The organism is Streptomyces sp. NPDC051738 (assembly GCF_044453205.1).
Classification (GTDB): Bacteria; Actinomycetota; Actinomycetes; order Streptomycetales; family Streptomycetaceae; genus Streptomyces.
Map to the genome: position 1 here is coordinate 160,674 of NZ_JBITCM010000007.1, position 20,793 is coordinate 181,466.

Sequence of the window (20,793 nt, forward strand, 5' to 3'; positions counted from 1 at the left end):
TTCCTCACCCGGTTGCTTGCCCCGTTGGCTTGGGCGGTATGGCCGTGTAACCCTGTGTTTGATCCGACGGGGAGGCGACGGCGTATGGACGGCGCACGTTCGGGGAACGACGAAGCGGCGGCACGGCGGTCCGCCCCGCCCGGGAAGGGCGAGAAGCTCGCCGACTGGGCAGACGGTCGGCTCGGGATCTATGCGCTGGCCAAGGCCAATATGCGCAAGGTCTTTCCGGACCACTGGTCCTTCATGCTGGGCGAGGTCTGCCTCTACAGCTTCCTCGTCCTGATCCTCACCGGCGTCTATCTCACCCTGTTCTTCGACCCGAGCACCAGCGAGGTCGTCTACAGCGGCGCCTACGAGCCCCTCAACGGCGTCCTGATGACCAGGGCCTACGAGTCCACGCTCGACATCAGCTTCGACGTGCGCGGCGGGCTGCTCATGCGGCAGATCCACCACTGGGCGGCGCTGGTCTTCGTCACCGGCATGCTGGTGCACATGATGCGGGTGTTCTTCACCGGCGCCTTCCGCAAGCCGCGCGAGATCAACTGGGTGTTCGGCTGGAGCCTGCTGATGCTCGGCATCATCACCGGCCTGACCGGCTACTCCCTCCCCGACGACCTGCTCTCCGGCACCGGCCTGCGGTTCGCGCACGGCGCGATCCTGTCGATCCCGATCGTGGGGACGTACGTGGCGTTCTTCCTCTTCGGCGGGGAGTTCCCCGGAGAGGACTTCATCGCGCGGCTGTACCCGATCCACATCCTGCTGCTGCCCGGGATCATGCTCGGCCTGGTGGTCGCCCATCTGATCCTGGTCTTCTACCACAAGCACACCCAGTACCCGGGTCCCGGCCGCGACCAGAAGTCGGTCGTCGGGATGCCCTTCCTGCCGGTCTACATGGCCAAGGCGGGCGGCTTCTTCTTCCTGGTCTTCGGCGTGCTGACGATCATGGGCGGCATCGCCAGCATCAACCCCGTGTGGGCCTTCGGGCCCTACCGCCCGGACCTGGTGACCACCGGCGCCCAGCCCGACTGGTATCTGGGCTTCTCCGAGGGCCTGATCCGGGTGATGCCGGGATGGGAGATCAACTTCTGGGGCCACACCCTGGAACCGGGCGTCTTCATCCCCTTCTCCCTCTTCCCGCTGATCCTGCTCGCGCTCGGCGTCTATCCCTTCATCGAGGCGTGGATCACCGGCGACAAACGTGAGCACCACATCCTCGACCGGCCGCGCAACATGCCCGTGCGCACCGGACTCGGCGCGGCCTGGCTGAGCCTGTACGCGGTGCTGCTGATCGGCGGTGGCAACGACATCGTGGCCACGCATCTGCATCTGTCCATCAACCTGATCACGTGGTTCGTGCGGGTCGCGGTCTTCGTCGTGCCGGTCGTCACCTACATGGTGACCAAGCGCATCTGCCTCGGGCTGCAGCGCCGGGACCGGGCCAAGGTGCTGCACGGCAGGGAGACGGGCACCATCAAACGGCTCCCGCAGGGCGAGTTCATCGAGGTCCACGAACCCCTCTCCCAGGGGCAGCTGTTCACCCTCACCCAGCACGAGCAGCATCCGCCGTACGATGTCGGTCCGCTCGTCGACGCGAACGGCGTCCGGCGCCGGGTCTCCCCGACCCAGCGGGTGCGGGCCAGGCTGGCGCGGGCGATGTTCGGGCCCCGGTCGCGGATCACCAAGCCGACGGCGGAGGAGTACCGCGAGCTCACCAGCGGCGATCACCACTGAGACGGTCCCTACCGAGGTCCAGCGGCACCGATCACCTCGGCCCGGCAGACGTCCGGGCTGCCCCAGGCGGTGCGCAGGGCGCGGGCCTTGGTCAGCCAGAGCGACAGGTCGTACTCCGCCGTGTAGCCGATAGCGCCGTGCAGCTGGAGCGCGGTCCGAGCGGTGGCGTACGCGGCCTCGCACGCCGTGACCTTGGCGGCGGCGATGTCGGCGGGCGCCATGGTGAGCGCGGCGCCGAGGACGAGGGGCCGGGCGAACTCAAGGCCGATCTTCGCGTCGGCCAGACGATGCTTCACGGCCTGGAACGAACCTATGGGGCCGCCGAACTGGGTCCTCTGCTTGACGTGGGTGACCGTTCTGTCGAGCAGCGCGAGGCCCACACCGAGGGCCTGGGCGGCGGTGGTCAGGCGGGCGTAGGCGAGGGCGTGCGCGGTGGGCGGGTCGGGGCTGAGGAGTTCGCCGCCGGATGCGAGGGGGGTGAGGCGGCGGGCAGGGTCCAGGGAAGGGCGTACGGGGCCATGGCCGGGGGAGAGGTACAGGCCGTGCGGTGTGAGCGCGAAGTGGGTGGTGGCCGCGTCGCCGTCCAGGGCGTACGGCGCCGTCCACGCCAGCGTCGCCATCGCCTCGCCCGTCGCCAGCGCCGGCAGGAGCCGCTTGGCAGGGCCGGGGTCCGGCAGACCGGCGAGGAGCGCCGCGGCGGTGACCGTCTCCACGAGCGGTCCCGGCATCGCATGCCGCCCCAACTCCACGAAGGCGACGGCGAGTTCGACGGGCCGGGGCCCCAGCCCCTCGTACGCCTCCGGAACCGCCAGCCCGAACACGCCCGCCTCGGCGATACGGGACCACAGGGCACGGCCCCGCGCATGCTCGCCCTGAGCCCACTCCCGTACGGCCGACGGCGTGTCCGCCGCTGTCAGCATCGCGCCCAGCGAGTCGGCGAAGGCCCGCTGCTCGGCGTCCAGGAGGAACCGCATCAGCGTCGCCCCTTCGGCAGGCCGAGCAGCCGCTCGGCGATGATGTCGCGCTGGATCTCGTTCGTGCCCGCGTAGATCGGGCCGGCGAGGGCGAAGACATAGCGCTCGGACCAGTCCGAGTCGGCCAACTCGCCCTCGGTGCCCAGCAGATCGAGGGCCGTTTCGTGCAGCGCGATGTCGTACTCCGACCAGAACACCTTGTTCAGGCTGGACTCCGCGCCGATCGACTCGCCGTCGAGGAAGCGGGCGGCGGCCGCGTAGGTGAAGAGCTGATACGCACGGGCGCCGATCAGGGCGTCGGCCACGCGGTTGCGGGTGCTCTGCGGGCTGCCCTGGGTGTTCCAGAGGTGCAGCAGGCGATCCGCGCTCGCGAGGAACCGACCCGGGGAGCGCAGCATCAACCCGCGTTCGTTGCCCGCCGCCGACATCGCTATCCGCCAGCCCTGGTCCGGCTCGCCGATCACGTCCTCGTCCGGCACGAACACCTCGTCCAGGAACAGCTCGGCGAAGGCGGGCTTGCCGTCGAGGCGGGCGATGGGGCGGACCGTGACGCCCGGGGCGCGCAGCTCGAACATCAGGTAGGTCAGGCCCTGGTGGGGCTTGGGTGCGGACGGGTCGGTGCGGAACAGGCCGAACGCGCGGTCGGCGAAGGCGGCGCGCGAGGACCAGGTCTTCTGGCCGGACAGCAGCCAGCCGCCGTCCGTGCGCGTGGCCCTCGACTTCAGGGACGCCAGATCGGAACCGGCCTCGGGCTCCGACCAGGCCTGCGCCCAGATCACCTCGCCGGTGGCCATGGAGGGCAGCACACGCGCGCGTTGCTCCTCGGTGCCGTACTCGAAGAGGGTCGGGGCGAGAAGGCTGACGCCGTTCTGGTTGACGCGTCCCGGTGCGCCCGCCGCCCAGTACTCCTCCTCGAACAGCAGCCATCGCACGAGCGTCGCGTCCCGGCCGCCGTACGCCGTCGGCCAGTTCACCACCGACCAGCGGTCGGCGGCGAGTTCGGCCTCCCAGGCCCGGTGTGCCGCGAAGCCGTCCTGGGTCTCCAGGGAGGGGAGCGGGTCGGGCGGAACGTGCGCGCGCAGCCAGGCGCGCGCCTCGGCGCGGAACGCCTCGTCGGCGGCGGAGTGGGTGAGGTCCACGGCCGATCTCCCTTCCTGCGAGCTGCCTACGAGCTGGTTGCGAGGTGCCTACGGGCTGCCTAAGAGTCTTCCCTAACAAGTGTTTGGTAGGTTAGCGTGCTGCCATGACAAACGTCGAGGCGCCGGCGTACGTTCCCGGGCACGGACTGCTCCGTGGACGCACGGCCGTCATCACCGCGGCGGCCGGCGCGGGCATCGGCGGGGCGACCGCGCGCCGCTTCCTCGAAGAGGGGGCGCGCGTGCTGATCAGCGATGCTCATGCGCGGCGGCTGAAGGAGTGCGAGGCCGAGCTGGCCGGGGAGTTCGGCGCGGCATCGGTGACAGCGCTGCCCTGCGACGTGACCGACGAGACGCAGGTGCGGGCGCTGTTCGACGCGGCCGTACGGGAGCACGGGCGGCTGGACGTCGTCGTCAACAACGCCGGACTCGGCGGGACTTCGGCCCTCGTCGACATGGCCGACGAGCAGTGGTCCCGCGTACTCGACGTGACGTTGAACGGCACGTTCCGGTGCGTGCGGGCGGCCCTGCGGCTGTTCCGTACGGACGGACATGGCGGCGTGATCGTCAACAACGCCTCCGTCGTCGGCTGGCGCGCCCAGGCCGGGCAGGCGCACTACGCGGCCGCCAAGGCGGGCGTGATGGCGCTGACCCGGTGCGCGGCGATCGAGGCGGCCGGGTACGGGGTGCGGGTCAACGCGGTGTCACCGAGCCTCGCCATGCATCCGCACCTCGTGAAGGTGACCTCGCCCGAGCTGCTGGAGGAGCTGACGGAACGTGAGGCCTACGGGCGGTACGCCGAGCCGTGGGAGGTGGCCAACGTGATCGTCTTCCTGGCCTCCGGCTATTCGTCGTACATGACAGGAGAGGTCGTCTCCGTGAGCAGCCAGCACCCCTAGGACGACAATGGACCCGTGCCGACCAAGAAGAAGCCCCAGGTGACCGCCGCAGCCGCCAGGCGGCGCGAACTCCTCGACACCGCCGCCGAGGTCTTCGCCGAGCAGGGTTACAACGCCACGACCGTACGCAAGATCGCGGACCACGCGGGCATGCTCGCGGGCAGCCTCTACTACCACTTCGACTCCAAGGAGTCGATGCTGGAGGAGATCCTGCGGAGCTTCCTCGACGAGCTCTGGGGCGGCTACGACGCCGTCCTGGGCGCCGAGCTGGGGCCCCGCGAGACCCTCGAAGCCCTGGTCACCGAGTCGTTCCGGGAGATCGACCGGCACCGCGCCGCCGTCGCGATCTACCAGAAGGAGAACAAGCAGCTGGTGGCGCAGGAACGGTTCGCGTTCCTCGCCGAGTCGCAGCTCAGGTTCGAGAAGGCGTGGCTGTCCACGCTGGAGCGCGGGGTCGCGGCCGGGGTGTTCCGGTCCGACCTCGACGTCCGGCTCACCTACCGGTTCGTGCGGGACACGGTGTGGGTCGCCGCGTCCTGGTACCGGCCGGGCGGACAGCACAGCCCGGAGGAGATCGCCCGGCAGTACCTGTCGATGGTGCTGGACGGGATCGCCGTACGCACGTAACCGCCGTACGCACGTAACTCAATGGGGAGTTGGGGAGTCGCCATGGCCGAGGCCTACATCGTCGAAGCGGTCCGTACGCCCGTCGGGCGGCGCAAAGGAGGGCTCAGCGCGGTCCATCCGGCCGACCTGGGCGCGCATGTCCTCAAGGAACTCGTGTCGCGCGCGGGCATGGACCCGGCCGCCGTCGAGGACGTCGTCTTCGGCTGTCTGGACGCCGTGGGGCCGCAGGCCGGGGACATCGCGCGGACCTGCTGGCTGGCGGCCGGGCTGCCCGAGGAGGTGCCGGGTGTGACCGTCGACCGGCAGTGCGGGTCCTCGCAGCAGGCCGTGCACTTCGCGGCACAGGGCGTGCTGTCCGGCACCCAGGACCTGGTGGTCGCGGGCGGCGTGCAGAACATGTCGATGATCCCCATCGCCTTCGCCACCCGACAGGCCGCCGAGCCGCTGGGGCTGACGGCGGGGCCCTTCGCGGGCAGCGAGGGCTGGCGGGCGCGGTACGGGGAGAAGCCCGTCAACCAGTTCGTCGGCGCCGAGATGATCGCGGCCAAGTGGGGGATCAGCCGGCAGGACCAGGAGGAGTTCGCACTGCGCTCGCACCGGCGGGCGCTGCGGGCGATCGACGAAGGGCGCTTCGAGCGGGAGGTCGTGCCCTACGGGCCGGTCGCCGTCGACGAGGGGCCGCGTCGTGACACCTCCCTGGAGAAGATGGCCGGGCTGAAGCCGGTCGTCGACGGCGGCACGATCACCGCCGCCTGTTCCTCGCAGGTCTCCGACGGCGCGGCGGCGATGCTGCTGGCCTCGGAGCGGGCGGTGCGCGAGCATGGGCTCACGCCCCGGGCCCGGGTGCACCACCTCTCGGTGCGCGGTGAGGATCCCATCCGCATGCTCACCGCCCCGATTCCCGCCACCGCCCACGCCCTGAAGAAGACCGGCCTTTCGGTCGAGGACATCGACCTCGTCGAGATCAACGAGGCCTTCGCGCCGGTCGTCCTGGCCTGGTTGAAGGAGACGGGCGCCGACCCGGACAAGGTCAACGTCAACGGGGGCGCGATCGCCCTCGGGCATCCGCTGGGCGCGACCGGTGTGAAGCTGATGACGACCCTGTTGCATGAACTGGAGCGCACGGGTGGTCGGTTCGGGCTGCAGACGATGTGTGAGGGCGGGGGACAGGCGAACGTGACGATCATCGAGAGGCTGTGACTGCCGCTACGGGTCGGTGCTCGTGTGCGGCGCCGTCGTGGCTGGTCGCGCCCACGCGGGGGGAGCCGCATGTTGATACAGTCCCGCGCCCCTTAGGGCGTTGCCGAACTGTGGGCTGTCAGAGGACCGTCAGCCGCTGCCGCGTCTCCTCCGCCTCCTTCATGATCCGCTCCACCAGCTCCGCGCACGACGGCAGGTCGTCGATCACCCCGGCGACCTGCCCGGACGCCATCACCCCCAGATCGGTACGGCCGTCCACCATGGACGCCTTGAGCAGCATCGGCGTGTTCGCGGCGAGCAGGACCTGGCTCCAGGTCAGGTCCTTGCCGTGCTTGAGAGCGCGGCCGTCCTGGAGCATCCGGCGCCAGCTCGTGCCGGACAGCTTGCGGTAACCCGCCGCTCTGCGGACCGCCTGGAGGAGAGCCCGTGCGCGGCCGGAGTGTTCCAGGGCGTCGACCAGTTCCGTACGCAGCATGCGGTGCGGCAGGCCGTCCACGGCCCGGGTGACCGTCACGTCCCGGACCGTCGCCGTCAGATACCGTGCCTTCACCGCGTCCGGCACCGTCGAGTCCGAGGTGAGCAGGAAGCGGGTGCCCATGGCGACGCCCGCCGCCCCGTAGGCCAGCGCCGCGACCAGCCCCCGCCCGTCGAAGAAGCCGCCCGCCGCCACGACCGGTAGGTCCACGGCGTCGACCACCTGCGGCAGCAGCACCGTCGTCGCCACCTCGCCGGTATGCCCGCCGCCCTCCCCGCCCTGCACGATCACCGCGTCCGCGCCCCACGCCGCGACCTTCTCGGCGTGCCGCCGGGCACCGATCGAGGGGATGACGACCACGCCCGCGTCCTTCAGCTCGGCGATCAGCTCACGGGAGGGCGCGAGGGCGAAGGAGGCGACACGCACACCCTCGTCGATCATGACGCGGACCCGGTCGCCGGCGTCGGAGGCGTCCGCCCGCAGGTTCACCCCGAACGGCGCGTCCGTACGGGACTTGACCTCGCGTATCGCCTCCCGCAGCCGGTCGACGGTCATCGTCGCGGAGGCCAGGATGCCGAGCGCCCCCGCGTTCGCCGTCGCCGAGACCAGCCGTGGGCCCGCCACCCAGCCCATCCCCGTCTGCACGATCGGGTGGCGGACCCCGACCAGCCGCGTCAGCGGTGTCTCCATCACGCCCCGACCTCCCTGGCGCGGGTGTTCTCCGGGTCGATCACCTCGCGGATGAGCCGCAGCTCCTCGGCGGTGGGTTCGCGCGTCGGCGGTACGTCGTCCGGGACGGTCAGGTCGAAGGCGGTCGCCTCCCTGACCTGCTCCGGTGTGACGCCCGGGTGGAGCGAGGCGAGCCGCATCGAGTGGTCGGGTGTGGCGAAGTCGAAGACGCCCAGGTCGGAGACGACGCGGGGGACGCGGTGGTAGCGGGCCGTGTCCGGATGCGCGGCCGCGTGGTCGTAGCCGACGCCGCACACCAGGTCGACCTTCTCGACGAAGACCCGCCGGGAGTGCCTCGGGACCCAGTAACTGGTCGGATTGTTGAGGGTGTTGACGGGTGCGCCCCGCACCCCGAGCAGCTGCCGTTTCGGCCGCTCCCAGTCGCCGATGCACGAGATGTTCTGGTTGCCGAAGCGGTCGATCTGGCTCGCGCCCATCATCACGTGCCGTCGGCCACCGGTGACCAGGGCCAGATGCTGCCGGTACGGCAGCCAGCCCTCGGCCGTCCCGTCCGGCCGGACGAGTATCGCCTCGCCGTCGGTCAGCAACAGGTCCGGTGCGAAGGTGAGCCGGGCCAGCCGGGCCCCCACGGACGGGATCAGACCCATCGGGCTCGCCAGGATCTCCCCCGCGCCGCGCCAGGCCTCGGCGCAGGCGATCACGCAGTACTCGGCCCGAGTGGGCGGGAGAATTGATGCAGGTGCACGGGTGACCTCGGTCATGACCCCTCCCTGACCGCCGCCTGGTACGCCTGCTCGTCCCCGCCGAGGAACCGCGCCGAGAACTCCGGCCAGGGCGTGGTCGCATACGTCTTCTGGAAGGCCTCGTCCCGGCCGTAGTCGGGTGCGCAGGACGTGAAGTGCGCTCCGTTCGGGGCCTCGACGACCCCAGCCACCGTGTGCCGCTTGATCAGCAGCGACTGCGGGGCCGCCTCCTTCAGCAACTCGGCCGTGTCGACGATCCGTTCGCACGACAGGTACGCCGTGTCCGCGGCCTCGCAGAACAGGTCGTCGAAGTAGGGATCGGGTCCCAGGTACTGGCCGTTGCCCAGCCGGTCGGCGCGGTTGACGTGCACCAGGGCCGCGTCGAGACGCAGCGCGGGCATGGCCACGAACGTCTGCCCGTCGTCGTACGGCGAAGTCACCGTCCGCAGACCGGGGTTGACCCGCATGACGTCCGAACCGATCCCGGCCCGCACCGGGAGGAAGGGCAGTCGGTTCGCGGCGGCGTGCAGCCCCCACATGAACATCGCCTCGTCGATCTCCATGAGCTCGAAGGCGCCGCGTTCCCGGGCCGCGCGGTAGTGCGGCTCCAGCGGGATGGAGTCGAGCGTGACGAAGGCGGTCACCAGCTTGCGGACCCGTCCGGCGGCGGCCAGCATGCCGACGTCCGGGCCGCCGTACGAGACGATCGTCAGGTCGGTGACGTCGGAGCGCAGCAGGGCCCGCACCAGGGCCATCGGCTTGCGACGCGAGCCCCAGCCGCCGATGCCCAGGGTCATGCCGCTGTGCAGCCGTGACACGACCTCGTCCGCGGTCGTCGTCTTGTCGCTCATTCAGCCACCGTCCCTTCCGAACGAGTCACTCCGAACGTGTCACGAACCCGGTCGGCCACCCCGCTGAGGCCGGCCTCGAAGGTGAAGCCCTGCTCGAAGCGGTAGCTGCGGCGCACGTCGACCGGATCGATGCCGTTGATCGCGGCCTTGGCCAGGCGCAGCAGCTGCCCGTCCTTGGCGGCGATCTCGCGGGCCAGCTCCAGCGCGGCGGCGCGCAGGTGCGGACGCGGCACGACCCGCCACACCGAACCGTGCGCGTGCAGCTCGGCCGCGGTCGCCGTGCGCGAGGTGTAGTACAGCGCGCGCATCAGATGCTGGGGGACCAGCCGGGCCAGATGCGTGGCCGCGCCCAGCGCTCCGCGGTCCAGCTCGGGCAGCCCGAAGGTGGCGTCCTCGCTCGCCACGATCGCGTCCGCGTTGCCCACCACACCGATACCGCCGCCCAGACAGAAGCCGTGCACGGCAGCGACGACGGGCACCTCGCAGTCGTACACCGCGGCGAACGCGTCCGCGCAGGCGTGGTTGGCGCCGATCAGCGCGCCGTGCCCGTCCTTCTGTATCTCCTTGATGTCCACGCCGGCGTTGAACCCGCGCCCTTCGGCGGTGATGACGACACACCGGATCCGCGGGTCCCGGCCCGCCGCCCGCACCGCGTCGGCCAGCGCGAACCAGCCCTCCACCGGCAGGGCGTTGACCGGTGGGAAGTCGACGGTGACGACGGCGATCCCATCGTCTTCGGCCCCCTTTTCCGGGGACGAGGTGGAGACACCCATGGCCGCATCAGCTACCTTTCCACCAAACGTTTGTTAGGTGAGTTGCTGGGTGAAGGGTAACCGCGCATGAGGCTGGACGGGAAGGTCGTGGTCGTCACGGGCGGCACGCGGGGTGTCGGTGCCGGGATAGCGCGGGCCTTCGCCGAGGCCGGTGCGGAGGTCGTGGTCTGTGCGCGCAGGCCACCCGAAGTCCCGTGCGCGGACGCCGAGTTCAGGTCGCTCGACCTCCGTGACCCGGAAGCCGTACGGGCCTTCTTCGCGGCCCTGCCCCGGCTGGATGTGTTGGTCAACAATGCGGGTGGCACACCGTACCGTCGGTTGACGGACGCGGATGCCGAGCGGCACGCGCGCGTGATCGAGCTGAACCTCGTCGCGCCGATGACGGCGTCCCTGGCCGCGTACGAGCAGCTGAGGCGGGCGCGGGGCTCGGTGGTGATGATCGGCAGTGTCAGCGGCGGCCGTCCGTCGCCCGGGTCGGCGGCGTACGGGGCGGCCAAGGCCGGTCTTGAGAGCCTGGCCCGGTCGATGGCGGTGGAGTGGGCGCCTGAGGTGCGGGTCAACACGCTGGTCGTGGGCATGGTGCGCACGGAGCGGTCGGACCTGCACTACGGGGGCGAGGACGGCATCGCGGCCGTCTCCCGCACCGTCCCGCTCGGCCGCCTCGCCGAACCGTCCGACATCGGCACGGCAGCCGTCTTCCTCGCCTCCGACACCGCCGCCTACATCAGCGGGGCGAGCCTGCTCGTGCACGGCGGGGGCGAGCGGCCCGCGTTCCTGGACGCCGCAACGGTCAACAAGGAGGCATGAGATGAGCCGGATGTGCGAGGGACGGGTCGTCGTGGTCACCGGCGGGGGGCGGGGGCTCGGACGTGCGCACGCGCTCGCGTTCGCGGCGGAGGGGGCGAAGGTCGTGGTCAACGACCTCGGGGTCGGGTTGGACGGGACGCCGGGGGTGGACGGGGCTGACCGGGGGGTGGCTGGGGGTGGTCTGGGGCGGCAGGTGGCTGAGGACGGTCCGGCCGGGCAGGCGGTTGAGGACGGTCTGGCCAGGCAGGTGACTGAAGGCAGTCCAGCCGGGCAGGCGGCCACGGGCAGCCCCGCCCGCCAAGTGGTCGAAGAGATTCGCGCGGCGGGCGGTGAGGCGGTTGCGCACAGTGGTGACGTGGCGACGAGCGCCGGGGCGGCCTCCCTGGTGGCGGCCGCGTTGGAGACGTACGGTCGCCTCGACACGCTCGTCAACAACGCCGGCTTCCTGCGTGACCGGATGTTGGTCAACCTCGACGAGGACGACTGGGACGCCGTCGTACGCGTCCACCTCAAGGGTCACTTCCTCCCCCTGAAGCACGCGGCCGCGCACTGGCGGGCGGAGGCGAAGGCGGGGCGTACCCCGGACGCCAGGGTCGTCAACACGAGCAGCGGGGCGGGGCTGCTGGGCTCGCTCGGCCAGGGCAACTACAGCGCCGCGAAGGCCGGAATCCTCGCCCTGACGCTGGTCGCGGCGGCCGAGTTGTCCCGCTACGGCGTCCAGGTCAACGCGATCGCGCCGGCGGCGCGCACGCGGATGACGGAACGTACCTTCGCGGATTCCATGGCGGCCCCCGACGCCGGATTCGACGCCATGGCGCCGGAGAACGTCTCGCCGTTGGTCGTCTGGCTGGGCTCGGTGGTGAGTGAGGGCGTGACGGGGAGGGTCTTCGAGGTGGAGGGCGGGCGGATCACGGTGATGGAGGGGTGGCGGGCGGGGCCGAGCGTGGAAAAGGGGGCGCGGTGGATGCCGGAGGAGGTGGGGGAGGCGGCGCTGAAGCTGGTGGGGGAGGCGGGGGTGGCGGGGGTGGTGTACGGCGCGTGAGGGTTGTTTTCGCCCCCGCCGCCCCTACCCTTCCCGTCCCTGGGGGCTGCCGCCCCCAGACCCCCGCTTTGGCCCCGAAAGGGCCTCGTCCTCAAACGCCGGACGGGCTGAAAAACCAGCCCCTCCGGCGTTTGAGGAGCGGGGTCTGGGGCGGAGCCCCAGAAGGATGGGACGGGTAGGGGCGGCGGGGGCGAAAACTGCCCTGCGTCGCCCCTACGTGTCGCACTCCAACACCCTCCGGCACAACCCACACCGCGCCCGAACCCGCCCCCGCACCGGCACCCGAATCCGCTGCTGACACGTAGGACAGGGAAACGACACCCGCAACGGCCCCCGCCCATCCGGCGTGAACGCATACGGCACCCCCGGCCGACCCAAGCCACCGCGGTGGTCCTGCGCATGCCGCCGGTCCCGGGCATAGCGCCGCCGCCCCGCCCACCCGGCCGCCGTCAGCGGCGGCTGCTCCTCGTCCCGCCGCGCCTCGGCCATGCCCTTCACATACGCCCCGTACGCCTGCGGACTGGTGAACCACACCGACGGATCCTCCGCGAACAGCAGCGCCCGCTTGGCGAGGACGTACCCGAACTCCTCCGGCGTCAGATACCCCAGCTTCTGCGAGGACGCCGCGTCCTCCCGGTACGCGTCGAGGAGCAGCCAGCCCGCGCCCAGATACGTCGTCGCCGTGTCCGTGAGGATCTCGTTGTCCCGCGTGCCCGGGAAGGACAGGCCGAGGCGGTGCAGATACACATGCATCACCTCGTGGGCGAGCGCCGCCCCGATGTCCCGGCGATGGGTGCGGAAACGGTCGTTCAGCTCGACGAAGTACTCGGGCCCGGCGGCGAGTTCGACGTTCGCCGCGTGGCTCATCTCCCGGAAGCCGACGATCAGCCGGGCATCCGGAAGGTGGTAGTGCCGCACCAGCTCGCGGGCCACCCGCTGCGCGCCCAGATACAGGTCGTCCGTGTCGGAGAACGCCACGTCGACCGGCGCCACGCTGGCCGCGAACGTCTGGATGGTGTCGTACGACAGCCGCCTGTAGAGCGCGGTGATGGAGGCCCGCACCGTCTCCAGATGTGGGAAGCCGTGCTGAACCGGTCCGCCGTTCGCCACGCCCGTACCCCCAAGACGCCTTGAACCCGATTCCACTCTACGGGGAGGAGAGGGGATTTTCCCCGGCGAGGTTCCACCGCCGGTGCGTGAGATCCGTCCTTGTCAGACATGCCACCTGATCTTCATACTGCGGGCCGCTCAACACGCCATGAAAGGACGTATGTTGACCTCCAGCTCGCCGAAGAGAAGCGGCATGACCCTGGCCAAGAGAGCGGCGGCCGTCGGTGCCGTCGCCCTCGCGGTCGCCTCCCTCCAGCCCCTCAGCGCGAACGCCGCGTCCACCCGCGTCGTCGGTGGAACGCCCGCCGCGCAGAACGAGTTCCCGTTCATGGTCCATCTCTCCATGGGCTGCGGCGGGGCGCTCTACAAGAAGGACGTCGTCCTGACCGCCGCCCACTGCATGGACGGCTCCGGCAACAACACCAGCATCACCGTCACCGCTGGTGTCAACGACCTCGACTCCTCCGCCGCGATCAAGGTGAAGTCGAAGAAGGTCAAGGTGGCCCCGGGCTACAACGGCTCCGGCAAGGACTGGGCGCTGATCAAGCTCGCCCGGCCCATCGACAAGCCGACGCTGAAGATCGCCACCACGGACCGCTACAACCGCGGCATGTTCACGATCGCCGGGTGGGGCGACACCGAGGAGGGAGGCGGCACGGGCACGACCAAGCTCCAGAAGGCCGCCGTTCCCTTCGTCGCCGACCGCATCTGCAAGCGCCACTACGGCAACCGGCTGGTGTCGAAGGAGGAACTGTGCGCCGGCTACCAGAGCGGCGGCATCGACACCTGCCAGGGCGACTCCGGCGGCCCCATGTTCCGCAAGGACGACGCGGGCAAGTGGATCCAGGTCGGCATAGTCAGCTGGGGCGACGGCTGCGCCCGCGCCGGCGTGCCCGGCGTCTACACGGAGGTCAGCACCTTCGCGAAGGACATAGCCCGGGCGGCGAACGCGCTGTAGGCGGCCGCCGTACAGGGGTACGTACGCATGTACGTCAGACGGCCCGGAGTACCGGGGGACCGGCCTCGCCGGGCCCCGGCCGGGCCGTCTCGTCCAGCTCCAGCACCCACACCTCGTTGACGCCCTCCCGCAGCACGGGCCCGGGGACGTACAGCGAGCGCTGAGGGCCCGCGGACCAGTAGCGGCCGAGGCCGAACCCGTTGATCCAGACGAACCCGCGGGTCAGTCCCGGCAGCTCCAGGCGGGCGTCACCGGCGCCCCGCACCGTGACGGTGCCCCGGTACAGCCCCGGGGCGCCGTCCTCGGGCAGCTCCCGGGACGGCACCGCCCGGACGCTCTCGACGTCGTCCAGCGCCTCCAGCCGCAGCCCACGCGCGCGTACGTCGTGCAGATACTGGCGCTCGTGCAGCACGCCCCCGATGATCCCCTTGGGCTCGCCCAGCCGCGGCCCGTAGTTGACCCGCCCCAGGGACTCCACCCACAGCTCCACACGCGCGTACCCGGCGACGGGCTCCTTGAGGCTCGCGTCGTCCTCGGTGAGGACCCCGGCCCGCTCCCCGTCGACATACACCACGGCGCGGTCCCGCAGCCCGCGCACGGTCAGCGGATACGGCTGCCTCGGCCCCGGCACCGTAACCTCGTACCGCACCAGACCCCGCTCGACGCCCAGCTCCTCGAAGGCGGGCGGGACGGGACCGGACGTCTCCGGACCGCCCAGCGTCTGCAGTACGTCGCCCAGGGGCGCCCAGTCGGTCAGGACCACCTCGGCCGGCGCACCCAACGGCGCCGGTACGGGCGGGACTTCCGGCAGGGGGCCGTCGGCATAGGCGGCGAGGACCTCGCGGAAGGCCCAGAACTTCTCCGTGGGGCGGCCGTACTCGTCGACGGGGGCGTCGTAGTCGTACGACGTCACGTCGGGCTCCAGCGGGCCGTCGTGCAGCGCGCCGCCGCCCCGGTTGGCGCCCGCCCAGCCCGCGAAGTTCGTGCCGCCGTGCGCCATGTACAGGTTCACCGAGGCCCCGCACTCCAGGATCTCGCGCAGGGCCGCCGCCGCGTCCCCGGGTTCCCGTACGACATGCTCGCCGCCCCAGTGGTCGAACCAGCCGCACCAGAACTCCATGCACATCAGCGGGCCTTCGGGGCGGTGCCGGCGCAGCGTCTCGAAGGCCACGCGCGCGTGGGAGCCGAAGTTGACAGTGGCCAGGACGCCGGGGACCGAGCCGCCGGAGAGCATGTGGTCCTCGGGGCCGTCCGAGGTGAACAGCGGGACCGTGACGCCGTGCTCGCGCAACAGGCCGGCCAGGCGGCGCAGATACTGCGCGTCCGAGCCGTAGCTGCCGTACTCGTTCTCGACCTGCACCATGATCACCGGCCCGCCCCGGTCGATCTGCCGGGGCACGATCTCAGGCAGCAGCCGCCCGAACCAGCTCGCCACATGCGCCATATAGCGCTCGTCACGGGTACGCGCGCGTGCGCCCACCTCGGCCGTCAGCCAGTACGGCAGCCCGCCGTTCTCCCACTCGGCGCAGATGTACGGCCCCGGCCGCACGACCGCCCACAACCCCGCCTCCCGCGCCGCGTCCAGGAACCGGCCGAGCGCCTCCACGTCCCGGCCGCGACCCGGCGCCGGCTCGTGCAGGTTCCACGGCACATACGTTTCCACGCAGTTGAGGCCCATCGCCCGCAGCATCGCCAGCCGGTGCCCCCACTGGGCCTCATGCACCCGGAAGTAGTGCAGCGCGCCGGACAGCAGCCGCACCGGCCGCCCGTCCAGCAGGAAATCCGTGTCCCCCACCGTGAACTCACTCATGACCCCACCCTCACCTCTGGCGCAGGTCAGGGTCCATGGACAAAGATCGGCGCTGCTTGGACCGAGGAGAGCGAGAGCGGGAGCGAGGAGGTGCGCGGATGTACCACACCTGGATGCGGTTCTTCACACCCGGCCCCGCCCACCACCGGCTCGGCCTGGTCTGCCTCGGCGTCGGCCTCCAGTACGGCCCCCTGCCCACCGTCGGCCCGCGCACCCTCGACCACCACGTGGCCGTCGTCATCAACGCGGGCGGCGGCTGGTACGAGAGCCCCGACGGCCGCCGTACGACCGTCACCGCGCCCGCGCTGCTGTGGCTGACCCCCGGCGTACCGCACCACTACGCGCCCGACCCCGGCACCGGCTGGGACGAGGGCTTCGTCGACTTCGCCGGGCCCGCCACCGCGACGTACACCGAACTCGGCTACATCGAACCCGACCGCCCCGTCGTGCCCCTGTCCGACGCCGCCGGCCCCCGCGCCGTCATCGGCCGCATCGCACGCGCCGCCCGCCGCGACAACCCGCTCCTGGAGGTGGAGACCGGCGCCGCCGTCCACGAACTCCTCGTCGCCCTGCGCCGCGCCCGCGCCGACCTCGCACCCGACGGCGAGGCCGTCCTCAAGGCCCTCGCCCGCGACGCCTGCCTGCCGCTGACCGTCGCCGACCACGCCGCCCGGCACGGCATGACCCTCGCCGAGCTGCGCACCGCCGTGCGGCGCGGCGCCGGCTGCAGCCCCAAGGACTATCTGCTCGGCATCCGCCTGGGCCGCGCCAAGGAACTCCTCGCCGCCACCGAGCTGCCCGTCGCCGCCGTCGCCCGCCGCGTCGGCTACGACGACCCCGCCTACTTCTCCCGCCTGTTCACCCGCCGCGTCGGCATGGCCCCCGTCCGCTTCCGCGCCCAGCAGGGCCGCACCGTCCCCGGCGGCTGGAGCAACCAGGTCCCCGACCCCGACGATCCACCCGTGATCGAACGAACGACCACGTGAGGCGGCCCCGTAGGCTGGGCCCTCATGACCACCAGCAACCCGTCCGCCGGCGACGTCGACCCCACCGTCCGTGAGGAGCTCGCCCGGCTGCGCGACAGCATCGACAACATCGACGCTGCCGTCGTCCACATGCTCGCCGAACGCTTCAAGTGCACCCAGCAGGTCGGCCACCTCAAGGCCAAGCACCAGCTGCCGCCCGCCGACCCCGCCCGCGAGGGCCGGCAGATCGCCCGGCTGCGCACCCTCGCCGAGAACGCCAAGCTCGACCCCGCGTTCGCCGAGAAGTTCCTGAACTTCATCATCGCCGAGGTGATCAGGCACCACGAGAGCATCGCCGAGGACACGATCAACGGCGCCGCGTCCACGGCGAAGTGACCCCGGGCCCGGTCGTGCGGGTCGCGCCCGCCCCGCGCGCGGGCGACGCGAAAGTGACGGCGGGACCCGGTCAGGCCCTCCCGGGGGAGTGACACGGCGGCCCGTGCCGGGCATGCTGCGCTGTGCACCGCATGTCAGCTGACAGGCACTCCCCGTCAGCGCCCCGGACATACCCTGGCTGTCCACGTGGGAGGGACGTCGGGCCATGCCGTCGGATGCCAAGATCCTCATCGTCGACGACCACGAGGAAACGCTGTACGCGCTGGAGAGCGCCCTGGCCCCGCTGGGCTACCGGCTCGCCCGCGCCACCAGCGGCGACGAGGCGCTCAAGCAGGTGCTCCGCGGCCAGGTCGGCCTGCTGCTCCTGGACGTCCGGATGCCCGGCGTCAGCGGCCTGGACGTGGTGCGCTACATGCGACGGGTGGAACAGACCCAGCACATACCGGTCGTCCTGCTCACGGGCTTCGGCGCGGACCAGAAGCTGATGTCCACCGCGTTCCGGCTCCGCGTCGCCGACCTGGTCCTGAAGCCCGTCGACCCGTGGACGCTGCGCACCAAGGTCCGCTACCTGTACGACTCCTACCAGCGCCATCGCGCGCTGGAACAGGAGGTTCGCGAGTTGCGCGCCCTCGTCAAGGACGACCCCGGGGCCGGGGAACCCGCACCGCGCCCCGCCCTGCACCATCCGGACACCCGTGTCCCGCCGCAGCGCGACTGCCCTGCGGCGACTCCGACCACGGACCGGACCTGACGCCGCAACCACGGATCGGACATAACGCCGAGACCATGGACCGGACATAACGCCCTTACCGATCCACCCCTGTGCCTTGTCAGCGGCATCAGGCAGCATGTCGTTCATGTCCGTACTGACGCGCGACGAAGCGCAGACCCGTGCCCAGCTCCTCGACGTCCACCGCTACGCGATCGAACTCGACCTGAACACCGGGGACGAGACCTTCGACTCTCGCACCGTCATCCGGTTCACCACGCGCGCGGACCAAGCGGACACGGACACCTTCGTCGAGATCAAGCCGGCCGAACTGCGCTCCGTCACCCTCGACGGACACCCCCTCGACCCGGAGACCCTGGACGAGAACCGGCTGCCCCTCAAGAACCTCACCGCAGGCGAGCACGAACTGCGCGTCGACGCGGCCATGCGCTACTCCCGCACCGGCGAGGGCATGCACCGCTTCACCGACCCCGTCGACGGCCAGACGTACCTCTACACGCAGTTGTGCATGGACGACGCCCAGCGCGTCTTCGCCGCCTTCGACCAGCCCGACCTCAAGGCCGTCTTCTCCTTCACCGTCACCGCCCCCGCCGAGTGGACCGTCCTCGGCAACGGCATCGCCACCCAGGACGGGCCGGGCCACTGGACGATCGCCGACACCCCGCCGATCTCCACCTACCTCGCCGCGATCGCCGCCGGCCCCTACCACTCGATCCGCACCGAGCACCGCGGCCTGCCCTTCGCCCTGCACTGCCGCCGCTCCCTCGCCCCGTTCCTGGACGCCGACGCCGACGAACTCCTCGACGTCACCCGGGCCTGCTTCGACCGCTACCACGAGAAGTTCGAGGAGCCCTACCCCTTCGACTCCTACGACCAGGCGTTCGTCCCCGAATTCAACGCCGGCGCCATGGAGAACCCCGGACTCGTCACCTTCCGCGACGAGTTCGTCTACCGCTCCGCCGTCACCGACACCGAGCGCCAGACCCGCGCCATGGTCATCGCCCACGAGATGGCCCACATGTGGTTCGGCGACCTCGTCACCCTCAAGTGGTGGGACGACATCTGGCTGAACGAGTCCTTCGCCGAGTACATGGGCTACCAGACCTGCGCCGAAGCCACCCGTTTCACCGACATCTGGACCGACTTCGGCGTCGCCCGCAAGGCCTGGGGCTACGACGCCGACCAGCGCCCCTCCACCCACCCCGTCGCCCCCGAGGCCGTCAACGACACCGCCGAGGCCCAGCTCAACTTCGACGGCATCTCCTACGCCAAGGGCGCCTCCGCGCTGCGCCAACTGGTCGCCTGGCTCGGCGAGAAGGACTTCCTCGCCGGCATCAACACCCACTTCGCCCGGCACAAGTTCGCCAACGCCACCCTCGCCGACTTCATCGACTCCCTCGCCGCCGCCACCGAACGCGACGTCCACGCCTGGGCCGACGCCTGGCTGCGCACCACCGGCGTCGACACCCTCACCCCGGCCGTCGCCCCCGGCGAGAACGGCACCTACAGCCTCACCGTCGACCGCGCCGGCAGCCGCCCGCACCGCATCGCCGTCGGCCTGTACGACCTCGACCTCGGCGACAACGAGGGCCACCTGGTCCTGCGCGAACGCCTCGACCTCGACATCCCGCACACCGCCCCGCAGCCCATCGGCAAGCGCCCGGCCCTGCTGCTGCTCAACGACGGCGACCTGACCTACGCCAAGGTCCGCTTCGACCCCGAGTCCTTCGAGACCGTCCGGGGGCGCCTCGCCGGGCTGCCCGAACCGCTCACCCGCGCGGTCGTCTGGAACGCCCTGCGCGACGCCGTCCGCGACGGCGAACTGGCCGCCACCGCCTACCTGGAGGCCGCCCGCGCCCACCTGCCGCACGAGACCGATCTCGCCGTCGTCCAGGGCGTCCTCGCCTTCGCCGCCGCCCAGGTCGCCGACCGATACCTCACCGCCGAGGAGCGCCCCGCAGGCCTGGCCACCCTCTCCGCCCTCTGCCGCGACCTCATCCGACGCACCGAGGACGGCGACAACCCCGGTCTGCGGCTGATCGCCGTACGGCATTTCATCGACGTCGCCGCCCACCCCGACACGATCGCCGCCTGGCTCGCCGACGGCACCGTGCCGGGCGGACCCGAACTCGACCCCGAGCTGCGCTGGCGCGTCCTGGGCCGCCTGGCCGTCCTCGGCGCCGTCGACGAGGCCGCCATCGCCGCCGAGCTGGAGCGCGACCCGAGCGCCACCGGCCAGGAAGGCGCCGCCCGCTGCCGGGCCGCCCTGCCCGACGAGGAGGCCAAGGCGCGGGCCTGGGACGCCATGTTCGCCACCGACGCCGGCACCGACCTGTCCAACTACCTCTTCACCGCCACCGCCCAGGGCTTCTGGCAGCCCGAACAGGCCGACCTCCTACGGAGTTACGTCCCCCGCTACTACAAGGACGCGGTCGCCCTCGCCGCCCGCCGAGGCCCCGCCATCGCCGACTCCGCCGGCCGCTACGCCTTCCCGGCGTACGCCGTCGACGCCGACGCCCTGCGACTGGGCGAGGAGTGCCTGCACGACGGCGAGCCGATCCCGGCACTGCGACGCAGGCTCGCCGACCAACTCGACGACCTGGCACGGGCGTTGCGGGTGCGGGAGGGGTAGGGGGCCCGGACGGCGTAGAGGGGGCGGGGTCCGTACGACGTAGCGGGTGGCTCCGCGCGATGTAGACGGCTGGTTCGTACGACGTAGGGGCGCTGCCTCCGATGGCGGAGGCCCCCCTACTCCGCAACCATCAATACGCCACCCGACACGCTTTCCCCGCACGCAAGTACCCCCTTTCGGGTTCCGATCGTTGGGCTTTTCGGGCGTGACCACGCATCCGGGTACAAGCTGGGAGCCCCTCTGC

19 protein-coding genes are annotated in these 20,793 nt (G+C 71.3%); 11 read left to right on the forward strand and 8 right to left on the reverse strand.

Features of this window, described 5'->3' with window-relative positions:
• Nucleotides 1-84 precede the first annotated feature (84 nt).
• Nucleotides 85-1,731: a cytochrome bc complex cytochrome b subunit gene (locus ACIA8X_RS18415; protein WP_393442588.1), complete on the forward strand. Its 1,647-nt coding sequence runs from the start codon at nt 85-87 to the stop codon at nt 1,729-1,731.
• A gap of 8 nt (nt 1,732-1,739) precedes the next feature.
• On the opposite strand, the gene ACIA8X_RS18420 is transcribed toward ACIA8X_RS18415, so the two are convergent.
• Both ACIA8X_RS18420 and ACIA8X_RS18425 read right to left on the reverse strand, forming a co-directional pair.
• Nucleotides 1,740-2,705 carry an acyl-CoA dehydrogenase family protein gene (locus tag ACIA8X_RS18420; RefSeq protein ID WP_393442590.1) on the reverse strand — a complete coding sequence of 322 codons (966 nt, stop codon included), beginning with the start codon at nt 2,703-2,705 and terminating at the stop codon, nt 1,740-1,742.
• Nucleotides 2,705-3,844 (reverse strand): acyl-CoA dehydrogenase family protein, encoded by a 1,140-nt coding sequence (locus ACIA8X_RS18425; RefSeq protein ID WP_393442592.1) that lies wholly within the window; start codon nt 3,842-3,844, stop codon nt 2,705-2,707. Before ACIA8X_RS18425 ends, ACIA8X_RS18420 begins: the two co-directional genes overlap by 1 nt.
• 104 nt (nt 3,845-3,948) lie before the next feature.
• On the opposite strand from ACIA8X_RS18425, the gene ACIA8X_RS18430 reads away from it, so the two are divergent.
• Genes ACIA8X_RS18430 through ACIA8X_RS18440 form a run of 3 tightly spaced genes read left to right on the forward strand, consistent with a single transcriptional unit; the run spans nt 3,949 to nt 6,567 of the window.
• On the forward strand, nt 3,949-4,740 hold the full coding sequence (locus ACIA8X_RS18430; RefSeq protein ID WP_393442594.1) for an SDR family oxidoreductase: 792 nt from the start codon (nt 3,949-3,951) through the stop codon (nt 4,738-4,740).
• A 15-nt stretch (nt 4,741-4,755) separates the two neighbouring features.
• Nucleotides 4,756-5,367 carry a TetR/AcrR family transcriptional regulator gene (locus ACIA8X_RS18435; protein WP_093907091.1) on the forward strand — a complete coding sequence of 204 codons (612 nt, stop codon included), beginning with the start codon at nt 4,756-4,758 and terminating at the stop codon, nt 5,365-5,367.
• A gap of 42 nt (nt 5,368-5,409) precedes the next feature.
• A complete protein-coding gene (locus tag ACIA8X_RS18440) occupies nt 5,410-6,567 on the forward strand; it encodes an acetyl-CoA C-acetyltransferase (RefSeq protein WP_393442596.1) in 1,158 nt (385 codons plus the stop codon).
• A 118-nt stretch (nt 6,568-6,685) separates the two neighbouring features.
• Here the strand turns inward: ACIA8X_RS18440 and ACIA8X_RS18445 are convergent, their stop codons facing one another.
• Genes ACIA8X_RS18445 through ACIA8X_RS18460 form a run of 4 tightly spaced genes read right to left on the reverse strand, consistent with a single transcriptional unit; the run spans nt 6,686 to nt 10,099 of the window.
• Nucleotides 6,686-7,732 (reverse strand): NAD(P)H-dependent flavin oxidoreductase, encoded by a 1,047-nt coding sequence (locus tag ACIA8X_RS18445; protein ID WP_393443248.1) that lies wholly within the window; start codon nt 7,730-7,732, stop codon nt 6,686-6,688.
• On the reverse strand, nt 7,732-8,493 hold the full coding sequence (locus tag ACIA8X_RS18450) for a CoA-transferase subunit beta (RefSeq protein WP_399458673.1): 762 nt from the start codon (nt 8,491-8,493) through the stop codon (nt 7,732-7,734). The genes ACIA8X_RS18445 and ACIA8X_RS18450 overlap by 1 nt, the downstream gene beginning before the upstream one ends.
• Nucleotides 8,490-9,326, reverse strand: coding sequence for a CoA transferase subunit A (locus ACIA8X_RS18455; protein ID WP_399458674.1), 837 nt, complete (start codon nt 9,324-9,326; stop codon nt 8,490-8,492). Before ACIA8X_RS18455 ends, ACIA8X_RS18450 begins: the two co-directional genes overlap by 4 nt.
• Nucleotides 9,323-10,099 (reverse strand): enoyl-CoA hydratase family protein, encoded by a 777-nt coding sequence (locus ACIA8X_RS18460; RefSeq protein WP_399458675.1) that lies wholly within the window; start codon nt 10,097-10,099, stop codon nt 9,323-9,325. The genes ACIA8X_RS18455 and ACIA8X_RS18460 overlap by 4 nt, the downstream gene beginning before the upstream one ends.
• A gap of 66 nt (nt 10,100-10,165) precedes the next feature.
• Here ACIA8X_RS18460 and ACIA8X_RS18465 point away from each other — a divergent pair, with 66 nt between their 5' ends.
• Complete coding sequence (locus tag ACIA8X_RS18465; RefSeq protein ID WP_399458676.1) at nt 10,166-10,906, forward strand: SDR family oxidoreductase; 741 nt, start codon at nt 10,166-10,168, stop codon at nt 10,904-10,906.
• A 1-nt stretch (nt 10,907) separates the two neighbouring features.
• Nucleotides 10,908-11,948, forward strand: a complete 1,041-nt coding sequence (locus ACIA8X_RS18470) for an SDR family oxidoreductase (RefSeq protein WP_393442606.1) — start codon at nt 10,908-10,910, stop codon at nt 11,946-11,948.
• A gap of 213 nt (nt 11,949-12,161) precedes the next feature.
• Here ACIA8X_RS18470 and ACIA8X_RS18475 read toward each other — a convergent pair whose 3' ends face one another.
• Nucleotides 12,162-13,058 carry a hypothetical protein gene (locus tag ACIA8X_RS18475; protein ID WP_393442608.1) on the reverse strand — a complete coding sequence of 299 codons (897 nt, stop codon included), beginning with the start codon at nt 13,056-13,058 and terminating at the stop codon, nt 12,162-12,164.
• A gap of 193 nt (nt 13,059-13,251) precedes the next feature.
• On the opposite strand from ACIA8X_RS18475, the gene ACIA8X_RS18480 reads away from it, so the two are divergent.
• A complete protein-coding gene (locus ACIA8X_RS18480) occupies nt 13,252-14,016 on the forward strand; it encodes a S1 family peptidase (RefSeq protein WP_393442610.1) in 765 nt (254 codons plus the stop codon).
• 34 nt (nt 14,017-14,050) lie between these two features.
• Here the strand turns inward: ACIA8X_RS18480 and ACIA8X_RS18485 are convergent, their stop codons facing one another.
• The gene (locus ACIA8X_RS18485) at nt 14,051-15,826 is read right to left on the reverse strand and encodes a beta-galactosidase family protein (protein ID WP_399458677.1); all 1,776 of its coding nucleotides are present in this window, start codon (nt 15,824-15,826) and stop codon (nt 14,051-14,053) included.
• A 98-nt stretch (nt 15,827-15,924) separates the two neighbouring features.
• Between ACIA8X_RS18485 and ACIA8X_RS18490 the strand changes: the two genes are divergently transcribed.
• The 4 genes from ACIA8X_RS18490 (at nt 15,925) to pepN (ending at nt 20,549) form a co-directional block, all read left to right on the forward strand.
• The gene (locus tag ACIA8X_RS18490; protein WP_393442614.1) at nt 15,925-16,812 is read left to right on the forward strand and encodes a helix-turn-helix domain-containing protein; all 888 of its coding nucleotides are present in this window, start codon (nt 15,925-15,927) and stop codon (nt 16,810-16,812) included.
• A 24-nt stretch (nt 16,813-16,836) separates the two neighbouring features.
• Entirely contained in the window at nt 16,837-17,187 is a 351-nt protein-coding gene (locus ACIA8X_RS18495) for a chorismate mutase (protein WP_393442616.1), read from the forward strand.
• Nucleotides 17,188-17,392: 205 nt separating this feature from the next.
• Nucleotides 17,393-17,938, forward strand: coding sequence for a two-component system response regulator (locus ACIA8X_RS18500; protein WP_393442618.1), 546 nt, complete (start codon nt 17,393-17,395; stop codon nt 17,936-17,938).
• A gap of 106 nt (nt 17,939-18,044) precedes the next feature.
• Entirely contained in the window at nt 18,045-20,549 is a 2,505-nt protein-coding gene (gene pepN / locus ACIA8X_RS18505; protein WP_399458678.1) for an aminopeptidase N, read from the forward strand.
• The last annotated feature ends 244 nt before the right edge of the window (nt 20,550-20,793 follow it).